This is a genomic window from Streptomyces sp. WMMC940, from assembly GCF_027460265.1.
Lineage (GTDB): Bacteria > Actinomycetota > Actinomycetes > Streptomycetales > Streptomycetaceae > Streptomyces.
This window is the reverse complement of record NZ_JAPZBC010000001.1, coordinates 2878156-2894174: the sequence shown is the minus strand read 5'-3', so window position 1 is coordinate 2894174 and position 16019 is coordinate 2878156. Positions and strand designations below refer to the sequence as shown.

The window sequence follows — 16019 nt, the reverse complement described above, 5'->3', positions numbered from 1 at the left end:
CGGGAGGGCGTACTGGGCCGAAAAGTACATAAGCGTATTTTTAGCGACACAGCGAGCAATCTCCCGTTACGCGGATAAAGCGCGTGTCGTTGGCAGCATGGCCGCGTGACCCAGACGACCGATCGCGGCCCCACGCGCGTGGCCGTGCAGGGCGGCCGGTCCGCGGCCCCGCCCGCGATGTCCCTGCTGCGCGGGGCGATCGCCGCGGGCCTCGGGCTCGGTGCACTCGCCGCGCTGGTGACGGTGATGTGGATCAGCTCCCCGTACCCGGACAGCGGACCTGACGGAGCGCTCCACGCCGCCGCCGGCATGTGGCTCCTCGCCCACGGGACCGAGCTGATCAGATCCGAGACGCTCTCCGAGACGCCGGCCCCCGTGGGTCTCGTCCCGCTGCTGCTCACGGCGCTGCCGGTGTTCCTGGTGTACCGGGCCGCCCGCGATGCCGTCGAGACGGTGGAAAGCGGGCGGCAGCCGTCCGCGACCACGGCGGCCCTCGGTGTGAGCTGCGGATATCTGATGGTGGCGGTCGGCGCTGTGCTCTACTCCAGGGGCGGTGAACTCGCCGCGGAACCGCTCAGCGCGCTGTTGCACGTACCGGCGCTGGTCGTGATCACGGCCGCGGCCGGCGCATGGACGGCGTACGGGCGTCCGCTCGGGCCGTTGCCCCGCTGGGTCCCGGAAACCGCGCGGATCGCGCCGGCCCGCTCGTGGGTGATCGGGGCGTTCCGGGCCGCGGGGCTCACGGTCGCGGTGCTGGCCGGGGGCGGCGCGCTGGTCGTCGCCGCCTCGCTGGTGGTGCACGCGGGCGCGGCGCAGGAGGCGTTCGTGCAGCTCGCGCACGACTGGCAGGGCGGATTCGCGCTGCTGCTGCTCGTGCTGGCGCTGATGCCGAACGCCGCGGTCTGGGCGGCTGCCTACGGACTGGGCCCGGGTTTCATGCTCGGTACGGGCGCGACGGCGACGCCGCTGGGGCTCGCGGGTACGCCCGCGCTGCCGCCCTTCCCCCTGCTCGCCGCGGTACCGCTCGACCGGGCGGGCATGCCGCTGGGCCTGGCCGCGGCGGTGGTGCCGGTCGCGGCGGGGCTGACGGTGGCCTGGTGCACGGCACCGACGGCCGAGTCCCCGGGGGCAGGGGCCCGGGGTGCGGGTGTTCCCCTCAGCGGCGGGAGCAGCCCAGGCGCCGACGCGGCCGCCGGGCAGGCGCCGGTGAGCCGCGGCGAGACGGCGCTCACCGCGGCGCTGGCGGCCGCCGTCTGCGGGGCCCTCATGGCCGGCCTGTCGGCGGCTGCCGGTGGGGCGCTCGGTACGGGTGCCCTGGCCTCATTCGGTCCCGTCTGGTGGCTCACGGGACCGGCCGCGTTCCTCTGGACGGCCGCGGTGGGGGTGCCCGTCGCCCTGGCGCTCCGCGCATGGCGCTTCCGTGACGCCGACCGCCCGCTGAGGGTCCCTCGCTGGGAGGCCATCAAGCAGGCGTCGGGCGGTCTGATGGCGGCGTTCCCGTTCCCGTCCCCCGGTGCACCGACGTTCCCGGCCGGGCCGACCCCGCCGACATCCGCGGCGTCACGGGCGTCCGGCGAGCCGCCGGTGCCCGAGACTCCCGGGGCGGGGGGCGCCCTGCCCGGAGCCGGGCCCGGGGCGGGATCCGTACCCGGGGCCGATGCCATCACTGGGGGGTCGGGCCCGTCCGCCGCGGCGACCGCCCCGGGGGACGGGGCCCGACCGCAGCCGAAGGCGCCTCCGGCCGCGGTCGGGACGGGCCCGCTTCCCTGGCCCGCGATGCCCGTCGGAGACCCCGGGATCAACAGCGGCGTCTGGGACGAACTGCCGCCCGTCCTCCCGATGCCCGGCCCCGGGCCCGCCGTCCGCGCACCGGGTCCGCTGTCTCCGGGCCCCGGTGCCGGGCCGGGCGCACCCGCCTCCGGTTCCACGCCGGCCGCCCCCGGTTCCACGCCGGGGTCGCCGGCCCCCGATCCCCGACTCGTACCGGGCGGGTCCGCGCCGGACCCCGGAGCGGGCGGGTCCGTCGGAGCCGTACCCGTCCCCGACGGCGGCCAGGTGGCCGACGGGCCTGCACCCGGCCCAGTGGGTCCCGTCGGCGGCAGCGGACTCGGCAGCTGGTCGGGTCCCTCCGACAGCAGGGGGACGCGCGGGCCCGGGGGTTCGGTGTCCTCGGGTTCGTCTGCCGGGTCGGGGTCGCCGGGGGGTGGGGCCGTTTCGTGATGGGTGTCCGGCGGTCGACGGGGTCTCTGCGACCGGGGCGAGCGTCCGGGGGGTTCGGTGTCCTCGGGTTCGTCTGCCGGGTCGGGGTCGCCGGGGGGTGGGGCCGCTGGGTGACGGGCGCCCGCACGGAGCGAAGGTCGCGCGCGCGTCCCGTGCGGGCGGCGTGTCACGCCGTCCGGCGAAACGCGTCCGCCGCGGCCGGCGGCGACGTACGACCTGTTCGGCGGGTACGCCCTCCTTCCGGAAGGCCGCCGCTCGCGCCCCCGCACCCGGCCCGGGGCGGCTGCCGCCAGGCCCGCGGGCAGGGGGCTACTCCTTGACGCCGATGACGCCCCGCAGCGGCTCCGGCAGACGCTCGTTGCAGGAGATCTGGCCGGCCTTCGTCAGGGAGTCCGCCACACAGGTGTAGAAGTCGCGGTACACGAGCTGCATCGTGAACGTCATCGCCACGATCGTGAGCGCGATCCCGGCCATCACCAGTCCGCTCACCGCGGCCGTGACCTGCGGCCGGCCCGCCGGCTGCCCGGGGGCACGGGGGGAAGGGGCCGTCGCGGTCGACGCGCCGCTCGGCGCCGGTCGGGACTTGGAGCGGAGCGAGCTGCCGCCCCAGTAGATCGCCAGAGCCCCGAGGAGAAGGGCGATCTCGGGGAAGTCGAACAAGGCGAAGAAGAACGCCCACATACCGCCGAGCAGCGCATACCGGGCGCGGCGCTGGACGGGGTCCGTCGGGTCCCAGCGCAGACCGGTGCCCTGGCCGGGGCCGCCATCCGGGCCGCCCTGACCGGCGCCTCCGCCCTGGTTGCCGCCTCCGCCCTGGTTGCCCGGCCGACCGCCGAAGCCGCCCTGGGAACGGCCCGGCTGGCGGCTGCTCCACTGGCTGCCCCAGGACGTGCGCCCGTCCTCCCGTTCGCCCTCGTCGCCGGAACCGTGCCCGTCGTCCCCGCCCGGGGAGTCGTCCCCCGACCCGTGCCGCGGCTGCCACGGCCGGTCCGGCGAGCCCTCCGGCGGAGGCGCGAACGGATTGCTCTCGTCCTTGGGCGTCTCCGTGGGCTCCGTGGACTGGCGATCCCGCAGCAGCAGGGAGCCCCGCTCGGCGGCGAGCGGGAGGCGGAGTGCCGTGCGGCGGCGTCGGTCCGGCATGGTGGTGAACGTCTTCCCCTCTTGTACCTCGGTACGCGGGTACTCCGTCTGGGACGGGCCCTGCCCCCAGACGCTACCTCCCGGCCCAGCCCCCGTCCCGCGGGGGCCGCTCGGTGTGCCGGTATCGTTGCTGACGGTCGACGGCTTCGTAGAGTTCCCCCATCGCCGGACTCGTTTCATTCGTACGACCATACAAATACGAACCGCAACGCGAAAAGAGTCCCTTGTGGCTGCCGCCCGCCTCGTCGTCCTGGTCTCCGGATCCGGCACCAACTTCCAGGCGCTGCTCGACGCCATCGGCGACGATCCCGAGGGCTTCGGCGCCCGGATCGTCGCCGTGGGTGCGGACCGGGACGGCATCGCCGGCCTCGAGCGGGCCCGCGCGGCCGGGATTCCCACGTTCGTGTGCAAGGTCAAGGACCATGCGACCCGGGAGGAGTGGGACCGCGCGCTGACCGGGGCCACGGCCGCGTACGAGCCCGATCTCGTCGTCTCGGCCGGCTTTATGAAGATCGTCGGCAAGGACTTCCTCGCCCGGTTCGGGGGCCGGTTCGTGAACACGCACCCCGCTCTGCTGCCCAGCTTTCCCGGTGCCCACGGTGTGCGCGACGCGCTCGCCTACGGGGTGAAGGTCACCGGGTGCACCGTCCACTTCGTCGACGACGGTGTCGACACGGGACCGATCATCGCCCAGGGCGTGGTCGAGGTCCGCAACGAGGACGACGAAGCCGCTCTGCACGAGCGCATCAAGGAAGTCGAGCGCCAGCTGCTCGTCGAGGTCGTGGGGCGTCTGGCCCGTAACGGCTACCGCATTGAGGGACGAAAGGTTCATGTCGGTGAATAAGCCCATCCGTCGCGCGTTGATCAGTGTCTACGACAAGACGGGGCTGGAGGAGCTCGCCCGGGGGCTCCACGAGGCCGGCGTCGAGCTCGTCTCCACCGGTTCCACCGCGGGGAGGATCGCCGCGGCCGGCGTCCCGGTGACCAAGGTCGAGGAACTGACCGGCTTCCCCGAGTGCCTGGACGGCCGCGTCAAGACGCTGCACCCCCGCGTGCACGCCGGAATCCTCGCCGACCTCCGCCTCGACGCGCACCGCGAGCAGCTCGCGGAGCTCGGCGTGGAGCCGTTCGACCTGGTGGTCGTCAACCTGTACCCGTTCCGCGAGACCGTCGCCTCGGGAGCGAGCCCCGACGAGTGCGTCGAACAGATCGACATCGGCGGTCCGTCGATGGTCCGCGCCGCCGCCAAGAACCACCCCTCGGTCGCCGTCGTCACCAGCCCGGCGCGCTACGCCGACGTGCTCACCGCGGCCACCTCGGGCGGCTTCGACCTCGCCGCGCGCAAGCGCCTGGCCGCCGAGGCGTTCCAGCACACGGCCGCCTACGACGTGGCCGTCGCGTCCTGGTTCGCCTCGTCGTACGCCCCGGCCGGCGGCGGCTCCGACGCGGTTGCGTTCCCCGACTTCCTCGGCGCCACGTACCGCCGATCCAACGTCCTGCGCTACGGCGAGAACCCGCACCAGAACGCCGCGCTGTACGTCACCGAGGAGGGCGGCGGGCTCGCCCAGGCCGAGCAACTGCACGGCAAGGAGATGTCGTTCAACAACTACACGGACACGGAGGCCGCCCGCCGTGCCGCGTACGACCACGCCGAGCCGTGCGTGGCCATCATCAAGCACGCCAACCCGTGCGGCATCGCGATCGGCGCGGACGTCGCCGAGGCCCACCGCAAGGCCCACGCCTGCGACCCGCTGTCCGCGTTCGGCGGGGTGATCGCGGTCAACCGCCCGGTGTCGGTGGCGATGGCCGAGCAGGTCGCCGAGATCTTCACCGAGGTCATCGTGGCCCCGGACTACGAGGACGGCGCCGTCGAGGTGCTGGCGCGCAAGAAGAACATCCGCGTGCTGCGCTGTCCCGACGCCCCGTCAGCGCCGGTGGAGGTCAAGCCGATCGACGGGGGCGCGCTGCTCCAGGTCACCGACCGGCTCCAGGCCGAGGGCGACGACCCGGCCGGCTGGACCCTGGCCACGGGTGAGGCACTGTCCGCGGAGGAGCTCGCCGAACTCGCCTTCGCCTGGCGGGCCTGCCGCGCGGTGAAGTCCAACGCGATCCTCCTCGCCAAGGACGGTGCGAGCGTGGGTGTCGGCATGGGCCAGGTCAACCGGGTCGACTCCGCGAAGCTCGCCGTCGAGCGTGCGGGCGCGGAGCGGGCGGCCGGGTCCTACGCCGCCTCCGACGCGTTCTTCCCCTTCCCCGACGGGCTGGAGATCCTGACCGGTGCCGGCGTCAAGGCCGTGGTCCAGCCGGGCGGTTCGGTCCGTGACGAGCAGGTCGTCGAGGCGGCGCGCAAGGCCGGCGTGACGATGTACTTCACGGGCACGCGTCACTTCTTCCACTGACGGCGGCACAGCCGTCTCGCCTGCCATAGACATGACAGGCCGAAGGCCGTAACGCCCGCTCACCGGCGGGGGTTACGGCCTTCGTGCAGGCGGCCCGGGCGCCCGGGACGGACCGGTTCGGTCCCCCGTGCCGGAGGGGGATCAGTAGCGCGGGCGGTTGAACCACGCGGAGGCGCCGCTGTTGACCATGGCGGCGAGGATGATGCCGCCGATGGCCAGACCGATGACGCCGCCGACCGCGGAGCTCGCCGTCCCGCCGCCGAAATTGGTGAGGCTGCCCAGGATGAACAGGGAGGCGTAGACGATGGTCGTCACCCGCACGCCGTTGCCGCCCTTGGAGAACTTGGCGCCCAGGACGATCGCCCAGACGGCGAAGGCCAGCAGGATGAAGACGAGGAAGAAGCCGAGGCCGGCCAGCATGCCGGTCTCCTCGCCGACGCCGACGGCGTTGGCCGAGTCCTGTGCGGCGGCGACGAAGACCGCGGCGATGACGGCGAAGAGGAGCTGCAGGCCGCCCACGATGAAGAGCAGGACGCGGGCGGTCTGCATCAGGCCGGGCATGGACATGGGGGCGCCGGGATAACCGCCACCGTAAGGCTGGACGGGCGGGGCCTGGGGGTAGCCGTAACCGGGCTGGGGCGGCTGCTGCTGGCCCTGCGGGTAGCCGTAGCCCGGCTGGCCCTGCTGCTGGCCGTACGGGTTGTTCGGGTCGCCGAAGCTCATGGCGGGTTTCCTCCGTCGGGGTTCTGCGGGGACGACGCGGTCCTGACGGAGGAACTTCACATGTGACTAAGCGGCTGCCCCCCGACACTGCCCGCGACACTGCGCGGCTCATCGTCGTATTACCGCCGACTTTTTGTCCAGTCGATATGCCGATGTGTTGTGCAAGTGCAACCTCGTCCACCGCTCGGCGAACCGTGCGGCGGCCTGCCGGGAGGATTCCGGGGATGGCCGCTGCGAACTGCTCCGGAGCGGGGACGGCGGGGCGGGGGCGGCGGTGCGCGGCGGCCCGAGCCGAACCTGATTGGAACCGGGGCGGGGTCATCCGCGAGGATGGGGGTATGACCGCCCAGATTCTCGATGGCAAGGCCACCGCGGCCGAGATCAAGTCCGAACTGGCCGCCCGCGTGGCGGCGCTCAAGGCCAAGGGGTCCACGCCCGGCCTCGGGACCGTCCTGGTCGGTGACGACGTCGGCAGCCGGAAGTACGTGGCCGGCAAACACCGCGACTGTGCGGAGGTGGGCATCGCCTCCATCCAGCGCGAACTGCCGGAGACCGCCACGCAGGAGGAGATCGAGGCGGCCGTCCGCGAGCTGAACGAGAACCCGGAGTGCACCGGTTACATCGTGCAGCTGCCCCTCCCGAAGGGCATCGACGAGAACCGGGTGCTGGAGCTGATCGACCCGTCGAAGGACGCGGACGGCCTGCACCCGATGAACCTGGGCCGTCTGGTGCTGAACGAGCCCGCCCCGCTGCCGTGCACGCCGAACGGCGTGATCCGGCTGCTGCGCCGGTACGGGGTGGAGCTGAAGGGCGCACACGTCGTCGTCGTGGGCCGGGGCACCACCATCGGACGTTCCCTTCCGCTGATGCTGACACGCCGCTCCGAGAACTCCACGGTCACCCAGTGCCACACCGGTACGCGGGACCTCTCCTCGCACCTGCGCCAGGCCGACATCATCGTGGCCGCCGCGGGCTCGGCCCACCTGGTCCGTCCCGAGGACGTCAAGCCGGGCGCCGCCGTGCTGGACGTCGGCGTCAGCCGCGACGGCAACGGGAAGATCGTCGGCGACGTCCACCCGGACGTGGCGCAGGTCGCCGGCTGGCTCTCGCCGAACCCGGGCGGTGTCGGCCCGATGACCCGCGCCATGCTCCTCGTCAACGTCGTCGAGGCGGCCGAGCTCGCAGCCGCGGTCTGAGACCCATGGGCACCCCGGACAACCACGCGGACCCCGTGGCGGGCCGCCGGCCGGCCCGCGCGAACGGCTCGTCCCGCGGCCCGCGGGACGAGCCGGCGCCTGCCCCGGGCAGGCCCGGTACGGCCCCGCCGGCGAACGGCGCCGAGCGCACGGACCAGTCGGCATCCGGCCCGAACGCCACCCGGCCCGAGGCGTCGGACGAGCCCGTACCGCTGAACGGCGAGGGCGCCGTCCGGCGCGACCGCGGTGCACCGGACGGCGCCGCCCCTGCCGCGGACCGCGTGGCGTCGAACCGTTCTGCGAACGGCTCGGCGAGCGGCGCCGACCGCGCGGACCCCACGGCGATCGCCGGCGGGGCGGCTGCCGCCGGGGAAGGACCGTCGAACGACACCCGCCGGGAGCCGGCGGGAGACCCGGCCGGTGCGGGAGAGCGGGCCACGAGCAGGTCGCGTCGCCCGCCCGCCGTCACCCGGGACACCGCGCGTCCGGAAGGGGGCGGACGCGCCGCCCCCGGTGACGCCCCGGCGCCCGCGCGCCAGTGGCCGCTGCTGACGGTCCTCGGGCTCGCGGCGCTCGGTCTGCTGATCGTCGGCGCGGACCCGTTCGAGCAGGCGTTCAGGGTCGGCACGATGCTCGTCGGAGTCGCGCTGCTGACCGGCACGGTGCTGCGCCGGGTGCTGCCGTCCGTGGGCATGCTGGCGGTGCGCTCGCGCTTCACCGACATGGTCACGTACGGGCTGCTCGGCACCGTCATCGTGCTGCTCGCCCTGATGGTCCAGCCGCAGCCGTGGCTGGAGATCCCGTTCCTGGAGGAAGCGGTCCGTTTCACCGTGCGATAGCGGGCCCCGTCCGCCCGGCCCGGTGGGCGAGGGCGGCCGTCCCCTCCCCCGAGGAGGACGGGCGCCGTCGCGTGATCCAGGGTCATGCACGCGCCAAACGGTCCACAAGGGACGGCGGGAGCCTGTGGCACGGAAGTGACCGTTCCGCCATGGTGTGATCGTCGGGCAACGGATGCGAGACTGAGGCCGGCTTTCGGAACGGCGGCGGACGCGGGGTACGGCATCGTCCCGAATGCCCCCGTGCGCCCCGGCGCCAGGAACTGTCATCCTGGCTTCGCGCGTCCCTCCGGACAGTCCGCACGACGCGGACCCGGGGCGTGGCGGGGGGCACCACGGCGCGGGGCACATCAGGCACGTACTCGGGGGACAAGGGGGAGGCAATGCCTCGTTGGAAGGCGCTACCGGAAGAACTCGATCCGCAGGTGAGGGAGTTCGCGAGCCAGCTGCGCAGGCTCGTCGACCGCAGCGGGCTGAGCATCGCCGCGGTCGCTGACCGGACCGGTTACAGCAAGACGTCGTGGGAGCGCTTTCTCAACGGACGGCTGCTCGCACCCAAGCGCGCGATCGTCGCGCTCGCCGAGGTGACCGGTACCAATCCGGTGCACCTCACGACCATGTGGGAGCTGGCCGAGCGCGCCTGGAGCCGTGCCGAGATGCGCCACGACATGACGATGGAGGCCATCCGGATATCCCAGGCGCGGGCCGCGCTGGGCGAGTTCGGGCCGAACGGGCCGGCGGCCCGGGACGGCCGCGCCGGCGGACTGACCACGGCCGCGCCGGCGGGTGACGGCCCGCGCGACCGGCCTCACGTGCCCGCCCAGCCCGGCAGCGGATCGGGACGGGCCGGGAAACCGTCGGGGCCCTCCTACTCCGGCGCACCCGCCTCGCCGGGCGGTCCGGGCCGGGGGAAGGGACGGCGCAGGACGACGGTCTTCGTGGCCGGGCTCCTCGGTGCGCTGCTGGTGATCGTGGCAGCGGTGCTGCTGACCGACCTCGGCGGTGGCGGCGACGAGCCGGGCGGCGACGTGGCCAAGTCGCCCTCCGCGGCCCCGACGACGCAGGCGCCGGAGCTGCCCGCGGGCGTGAAGTGCGTCGGCGCCGACTGCACGGGCCAGGACCCCGAGAACATGGGGTGCGGCGGACAGCTCGCCACGACGGCTTCCCGGGCGACCGTCGGCACCGCCGTCGTCGAGGTGCGCTACAGCAGGACCTGCGGGGCCGCCTGGGCGCGGATCACCCAGGCCACACCGGGCGATCAGGTGCGGATAAGCGCCGGCGCGGAAAGCGAGAACGGACTCGTCAACGCGGACAAGGACGCCTACACCCCGATGGTCGCCGTGGCCGCGGAGTCCGAGGCGAAGGCGTGCGCCACGCTGACGACCGGCACGGAGGGCTGCACGGCGGAGCAGTAGCCCGCTCCAGTGAGCCGCACCACAAGGGTCCGGGGGTTCCGGGGGGCCCGGGTCCGATAGCCTGACCGCTGGATATCTCTTCACGTCGAGAGATCGATCACCGTGATCGGTGCCGTCGGTGCCGATCGTCGCGGACCGGTGCCACCCCGGCGCCGTACGCGTCGGTCACGCCGATCGCGTCGATCGCGGCGGTGCCGATCACTACGGTGGAGATGTCCAGCACCAGGGGCAGGGACCCCCACCGCCAGCTGTCTTACGGAGATCGCCATGACCCGCACTCCCGTGAATGTCACCGTCACCGGCGCCGCCGGCCAGATCGGCTACGCGCTGCTCTTTCGCATCGCCTCGGGCCAACTGCTCGGCGCGGACGTGCCGGTCAGGCTCCGCCTCCTCGAGATCCCGCAGGGCCTGAAGGCCGCCGAGGGCACGGCGATGGAGCTCGACGACTGCGCCTTCCCGCTGCTGCAGGGCATCGACATCAGCGACGACCCGAACGTCGCCTTCGACGGCGCCAACGTGGCGCTGCTCGTCGGCGCCCGCCCGCGCACCAAGGGCATGGAGCGCGGTGACCTGCTGGAGGCGAACGGCGGCATCTTCAAGCCGCAGGGCAAGGCCATCAACGACCGTGCCGCGGACGACATCAAGGTCCTCGTCGTGGGCAACCCGGCCAACACGAACGCGCTCATCGCGCAGGCCGCCGCCCCGGACGTGCCGGCCGAGCGCTTCACCGCGATGACCCGCCTCGACCACAACCGCGCGCTGTCGCAGCTGGCCGCGAAGACCGGCGCCCCGGTCTCCGAGATCAAGCGCCTCACCATCTGGGGCAACCACTCCGCGACCCAGTACCCGGACGTCTTCCACGCGGAGATCGCGGGCAAGAACGCCGCGGAGGTCATCGACGACCAGGCCCTGGCTGGCGGACACCTTCATCCCGACCGTCGCCAAGCGCGGTGCCGCGATCATCGAGGCCCGCGGTGCCTCCTCGGCCGCCTCCGCCGCGAACGCCGCGATCGACCACATCCACACCTGGGTCAACGGCACCGCCGAGGGCGACTGGACCTCCATGGGCATCCCGTCGGACGGTTCCTACGGCGTCCCGGAGGGTCTGATCTCCTCCTTCCCGGTCACCTGCAAGGGCGGCACCTACGAGATCGTCCAGGGCCTGGACATCAACGAGTTCTCCCGCACCCGCATCGACGCGTCGGTGAAGGAGCTGGAGGAGGAGCGCGAGGCGGTTCGCGGCCTCGGTCTCATCTGACGTCCGGTACCCGTACCCGGTCGAGCGCCTGTGGGGCGCCGCGCGATCGCGCGGCGCCCCACAGGCGTTTTCCGTGACCGCCCGTGCCGGACGGCCGCAAGGGGACCGCGGTGTCCGCCGACGGCGGTGCGCGGTTCGGCGGTCGGCGGTCGGCCGGAAGGCGGCAGCCGTGGCCGGGAGCCGATCCGGGAGAAGGCCCCGGAACAGAACAGTCCCCGGTGATCCGGACGATTTCCTGCGGACCGGTCGTCGCCGATCCCGCTGGTCCTCGCTCTTCTCGCCGGGGGCCTAGCCAGAGCCGAGGGGGTCACGCCCGTCGGCAAGACGTCTCTTCCGAGGGGGTGCGGCTCTCTGCGGTTTTCTGGTGTAAAGACCAGTTTCCTCCCGATTTGTCGGAAGTCAAGAGAGTGCCGACGGCGGCCTCGATCGGTGGGCGGGGGCGCGGTCTCCGCCTGGACGGCGCCCTCCCGGCACCCCGGCTCACCGTCCGTGACGAGTCGGACGACAGCCTCCCCGGAGAGTGACACGCGTTACTTCCGGCCACCCGTCGCGCATGCTTTCCGCCCTCCGGGGCAGGCGATCCGCTCGCCAGTCCTTGCTGGTGAGAGACATAACGGGAATGGAAGGCCAAACGCGACGTGTCGGCACAACTGACCATCCACGTGGCCGGAGAATGGCGCAAAGCCGTCTCCGGCGCCACGCGCGAGATCCTCGACCCCGCTGACGCCACGCCCTTCGCGGTGGTGGCGGAAGGCGGGGCCGAGGACACCGACGCCGCGATCGCCGCCGCGCGCCAGGCGTTCGACGAGGGGGAGTGGCCCCGTACGCCGGTGGCCGAGCGGGCGGCACTGCTGCGCCGGGTCGCCGGGCTGCTGGAGCGGGACCGCGAGGAACTCGGGCGCCTGGAGAGCCGCGACGCCGGAAAGACCGTGGAGGAAGGCCGCGTCGACGTCGACTGCGTCGCCGACGCCTTCCGCTACTTCGCCGATCTCGTCGTCAACGAGAACGGTCGAGTGGTGGACGCCGGCTCGCCGGACGTCCACAGCGTGGTCGTGCACGAGCCGGTCGGTGTGTGCGGTCTGATCACGCCGTGGAACTACCCGCTGCTGCAGGCGAGCTGGAAGATCGCGCCCGCCCTGGCCGCCGGCAACACCTTCGTCGTCAAGCCCAGCGAGATCACCCCGCTGAGCACCGTCGCGCTGGTCCGGCTCCTGTCGGAGGCCGGGCTCCCGGACGGCGTCGCCAACCTCGTCACCGGCCCCGGCGACCCGGTCGGCGCCCGCCTCGCGGAGCACCCCGACGTCGACCTCGTCTCCTTCACCGGCGGGCTCGCCAGCGGCACCAAGGTCATGCGGGCCGCCGCCGACAGCGTCAAGAAGGTCGCCCTGGAGCTCGGCGGCAAGAACCCCAATGTGGTGTTCGCCGACGCCTGCACCGACGAAGAGGGCTTCGACACCGCCGTCGACCAGGCACTGAACGCCGCGTTCATCCACAGCGGCCAGGTCTGCTCCGCCGGCTCCCGCCTCATCGTCGAGGAGTCCCTCCGCGACCGCTTCGTCGTCGAACTCGCCCGCCGCGCCGAACTGATCCGGCTCGGCCGGGGCACGGACGACGGCGTCGAGTGCGGCCCGCTCGTCTCCGCGCAGCAGCTGGCGAAGACCGAGGAGTACGTGGCCTCCGCACTCGCCGAGGGGGCGGTGCTGCGCGCCGGCGGCAAGCGCCCCGACGGGCCCGGGTACTTCTACCGTCCGACCGTCCTCGACCGGTGCGACCGCACCATGCGCGTCGTGCGCGAGGAGGTCTTCGGCCCGGTCCTCACCGTCGAGACCTTCCGTACGGAGGACGAGGCCGTCGCGCTCGCCAACGACACCGAGTACGGGCTCGCGGGAGGCGTCTGGAGCGGCGACGCCGGACGGGCCCGGCGGGTGGCCGCACGGCTGCGCCACGGCACCGTCTGGATCAACGACTTCCACCCGTACCTGCCTCAGGCGGAGTGGGGCGGATTCGGCAAGTCCGGCATCGGCCGGGAGCTCGGCCCGGCCGGGCTCGCCGAGTACCGCGAGACCAAGCACATCTATCAGAACCTCGCCCCGCGCCCCGTGCGCTGGTTCGCGGGCTGATCACGGGGAGCAGGAGCAACCACCACCATGACCGAGCACGACTACGAGTACGACTACGTCGTCGTCGGGGGCGGCACCGCAGGATCGGTGATCGCCTCCCGCCTGACGGAGAACCCGGATGTCACCGTGGCCGTCATCGAGGGCGGCCCGAGCGACGTGGACCGCGAGGACGTCCTCACCCTGCGCCGCTGGATGGGCCTCCTCGGCGGGGAACTCGACTACGACTACCCCACCACCGAACAGCCGCGCGGCAACTCCCACATCCGGCACAGCCGCGCCCGGGTGCTCGGCGGCTGCTCCTCGCACAACACCCTGATCGCGTTCAAGCCGCTGCCGTCCGACTGGGACGAATGGGCCGAGGCGGGGGCCGACGGCTGGGACGCCGCCGCGATGGACCCGTACTTCGGCAAGCTGCTCAACAACGTCGTCCCGGTCGACGAGGCCGACCGCAACGCCATCGCCCGGGACTTCGTGGAGGCGGCCCAGTCGGCGCTCGGCGTACCGCGCGTCGAGGGCTTCAACAAGAAGCCGTTCCACGAGGGCGTCGGATTCTTCGACCTCGCGTACCACCCCGAGAACAACAAGCGTTCGTCGGCGTCGGTGGCGTACCTCCACCCGGTGATGGACGAACGGTCCAACCTCACCCTGCTGCTGGAGACCTGGGCCTACCGGCTGGAGCTGGACGGCACCCGGGCCCGCGGTGTGCACGTCCGCACCGGGGACGGCGAGGAGCGGCTGGTCCGGGCGCGGCACGAGGTGATCGTCTGCGCCGGGGCCGTGGACACCCCGCGGCTGCTGATGCACTCCGGCATCGGGCCCAAGGGCGATCTGGAGGCCCTCGGCATCCCCGTGGTCCACGACCTGCCGGGTGTCGGTGAGAACCTGCTCGACCACCCCGAGTCGGTGATCGTCTGGGAGACCCACGGGCCGATCCCGGAGAACTCGGCGATGGACTCGGACGCCGGTCTGTTCGTGCGCCGCGACGACGACGAACGCGGCCCCGACCTGATGTTCCACTTCTACCAGATCCCGTTCACGGACAACCCGGAGCGGCTGGGCTACGAACGACCCGCGCACGGCGTGTCGATGACGCCCAACATCCCCAAGCCGCGCAGCCGCGGCCGCCTCTACCTGACCAGCGCGGACCCCGAGGTCAAGCCCGCACTGGACTTCCGCTACTTCACCGACGAGGACGACTACGACGGGCGGACCCTCGTCGACGGCATCCGTATCGCCCGGGAGATCGCGAAGTCCGAACCGCTGGCCGGCTGGCTGAAGCGGGAGGTCTGCCCGGGGCCGGAGGTCACCGGCGACGAGGAGCTGAGCGAGTACGCGCGCAAGGTCGCTCACACGGTCTACCACCCGGCCGGCACCTGCCGGATGGGCTCCCACGCCGACGAACTGGCCGTGGTCGCCCCGGACCTGAAGGTCAGAGGGCTCGAAGGAATCCGGATCGCCGACGCGTCCGTCTTCCCGACCATGCCGGCCGTCAACCCGATGATCGGGGTGCTGATGGTCGGCGAGAAATGTGCGGATCTGCTGACGCCGACGGGAAGTGAGGCACGATGAACGGCGACACCAAGGAAACGACCGACACCGGCACCGAGGCCGGGGGCACCACCGACAGCGGCGCCGTGCACCCGGAACCGCCCGTGTTCGCGGTGCGCGGCCTGTGGAAGGTGTTCGGTCCCAAGGCCGACCGCGTGCCCGGTTCGGCCGAGCTCGCCGGGCTGAGCCCCGCCGAGCTGCGCGAGCGCACCGGCTGCACGGCCGCCGTGCGGGACGTCGGCTTCGACGTGCGCAAGGGCGAGGTCTTCGTCGTCATGGGCCTCTCCGGCTCCGGCAAGTCCACGCTCGTGCGCACGCTGACCCGGCTGATCGAACCCACCTCCGGATCGATCTCCATCGACGGCGAGGACGTGCTCTCGATGGACAAGGCACGCCTGCGCGAGCTGCGCCGGCACCGCGCTGCCATGGTCTTCCAGCACTTCGGCCTGCTGCCGCACCGCACCGTCCTCGACAACGTCGCCTACGGGCTGGAGATCCAGGGCATGGGCAAGGCCGAGCGGCGGGCCAAGGCCGCCGAGGTCGTCGCCAAGGTCGGCCTCGCCGGGCTGGAGGAACGCCGTCCGGGACAGCTCTCCGGCGGTCAGCAGCAGCGCGTCGGCCTCGCCCGCGCACTCGCCGTCGACCCCGAAGTACTGCTCTTCGACGAGCCGTTCAGTGCGCTCGACCCGCTGATCCGCCGCGACATGCAGGAGGAGGTGATCCGGCTGCACCGTGAGGAGGGCCGCACGATGGTCTTCATCACCCACGACCTGAACGAGGCGCTGCGCCTCGGGGACCGGATCGCCCTGATGCGGGACGGGCGCATCGTCCAGCTCGGCACGCCCGAGGAGATCGTCGGCTCGCCCGCCGACGACTACGTACGGGACTTCGTCCGCGACGTACCGCGCGAGCAGGTCATGACCGTCCGCACGGCGATGCGCCCCGCGAACGACGCGACCGAGGCGGAGCACGGGCCCGCGGTCGCCCCCGGCGCGACGGTCTCCGAGGCGATCGAGGCGGTCGCCCGCTCCGGCGGCCCCGTCCGCGTCGTCGAGGACGGGCGCTGCCTGGGCGTGGTGGACCACGCCGCGCTCCTCGGGGTCGTCGCGGGCGTTCCCGCGCAGGAGGTGGCGGCATGAGAAAAGCCGTCCACACCGGGTGCCG

At 72.9% G+C, this 16019-nt stretch carries 12 protein-coding genes and 1 pseudogene; 10 read left to right on the top strand and 3 right to left on the bottom strand.

Annotated features, from left to right (window positions below; translation table 11 throughout):
• The first annotated feature begins 105 nt into the window (after positions 1 to 105).
• A complete protein-coding gene (locus O7595_RS12630; protein WP_269728815.1) occupies positions 106 to 2220 on the top strand; it encodes a cell division protein PerM in 2115 nt (704 codons plus the stop codon).
• Positions 2221 to 2529: 309 nt separating this feature from the next.
• Here the strand turns inward: O7595_RS12630 and O7595_RS12625 are convergent, their stop codons facing one another.
• The gene (locus O7595_RS12625) at positions 2530 to 3360 is read right to left on the bottom strand and encodes a hypothetical protein (protein WP_269728814.1); all 831 of its coding nucleotides are present in this window, start codon (positions 3358 to 3360) and stop codon (positions 2530 to 2532) included.
• Positions 3361 to 3586: 226 nt separating this feature from the next.
• Between O7595_RS12625 and purN the strand changes: the two genes are divergently transcribed.
• Both purN and purH read left to right on the top strand, forming a co-directional pair.
• A complete protein-coding gene (purN, locus tag O7595_RS12620; protein ID WP_269728813.1) occupies positions 3587 to 4204 on the top strand; it encodes a phosphoribosylglycinamide formyltransferase in 618 nt (205 codons plus the stop codon).
• On the top strand, positions 4191 to 5759 hold the full coding sequence (gene purH / locus O7595_RS12615; protein ID WP_269728812.1) for a bifunctional phosphoribosylaminoimidazolecarboxamide formyltransferase/IMP cyclohydrolase: 1569 nt from the start codon (positions 4191 to 4193) through the stop codon (positions 5757 to 5759). Before purN ends, purH begins: the two co-directional genes overlap by 14 nt.
• A 141-nt stretch (positions 5760 to 5900) precedes the next feature.
• Here the strand turns inward: purH and O7595_RS12610 are convergent, their stop codons facing one another.
• The gene (locus O7595_RS12610; RefSeq protein ID WP_269728811.1) at positions 5901 to 6482 is read right to left on the bottom strand and encodes a hypothetical protein; all 582 of its coding nucleotides are present in this window, start codon (positions 6480 to 6482) and stop codon (positions 5901 to 5903) included.
• Positions 6483 to 6820: 338 nt separating this feature from the next.
• Here O7595_RS12610 and O7595_RS12605 point away from each other — a divergent pair, with 338 nt between their 5' ends.
• From O7595_RS12605 to O7595_RS12595, 3 genes are all read left to right on the top strand, one after another.
• Positions 6821 to 7678, top strand: a complete 858-nt coding sequence (locus O7595_RS12605) for a bifunctional methylenetetrahydrofolate dehydrogenase/methenyltetrahydrofolate cyclohydrolase (RefSeq protein WP_269728810.1) — start codon at positions 6821 to 6823, stop codon at positions 7676 to 7678.
• A gap of 5 nt (positions 7679 to 7683) precedes the next feature.
• Complete coding sequence (locus tag O7595_RS12600) at positions 7684 to 8517, top strand: DUF3017 domain-containing protein (protein ID WP_269728809.1); 834 nt, start codon at positions 7684 to 7686, stop codon at positions 8515 to 8517.
• A gap of 380 nt (positions 8518 to 8897) precedes the next feature.
• A complete protein-coding gene (locus tag O7595_RS12595) occupies positions 8898 to 9929 on the top strand; it encodes an XRE family transcriptional regulator (protein ID WP_269728808.1) in 1032 nt (343 codons plus the stop codon).
• A 97-nt stretch (positions 9930 to 10026) separates the two neighbouring features.
• On the opposite strand, the gene O7595_RS12590 is transcribed toward O7595_RS12595, so the two are convergent.
• Positions 10027 to 10152, bottom strand: a complete 126-nt coding sequence (locus tag O7595_RS12590) for a hypothetical protein (RefSeq protein ID WP_269728807.1) — start codon at positions 10150 to 10152, stop codon at positions 10027 to 10029.
• A gap of 44 nt (positions 10153 to 10196) precedes the next feature.
• Between O7595_RS12590 and O7595_RS12585 the strand changes: the two are divergent.
• From O7595_RS12585 to O7595_RS12570, 4 genes and pseudogenes are all read left to right on the top strand, one after another.
• Positions 10197 to 11187, top strand: a pseudogene (locus O7595_RS12585) (malate dehydrogenase).
• A 638-nt stretch (positions 11188 to 11825) separates the two neighbouring features.
• A complete protein-coding gene (locus tag O7595_RS12580) occupies positions 11826 to 13307 on the top strand; it encodes an aldehyde dehydrogenase family protein (RefSeq protein WP_269728806.1) in 1482 nt (493 codons plus the stop codon).
• 27 nt (positions 13308 to 13334) lie between these two features.
• On the top strand, positions 13335 to 14876 hold the full coding sequence (locus O7595_RS12575; RefSeq protein ID WP_269728805.1) for a GMC family oxidoreductase: 1542 nt from the start codon (positions 13335 to 13337) through the stop codon (positions 14874 to 14876).
• Positions 14873 to 15994 (top strand): quaternary amine ABC transporter ATP-binding protein, encoded by a 1122-nt coding sequence (locus O7595_RS12570; RefSeq protein ID WP_269728804.1) that lies wholly within the window; start codon positions 14873 to 14875, stop codon positions 15992 to 15994. The genes O7595_RS12575 and O7595_RS12570 overlap by 4 nt, the downstream gene beginning before the upstream one ends.
• Positions 15995 to 16019 lie beyond the last annotated feature (25 nt).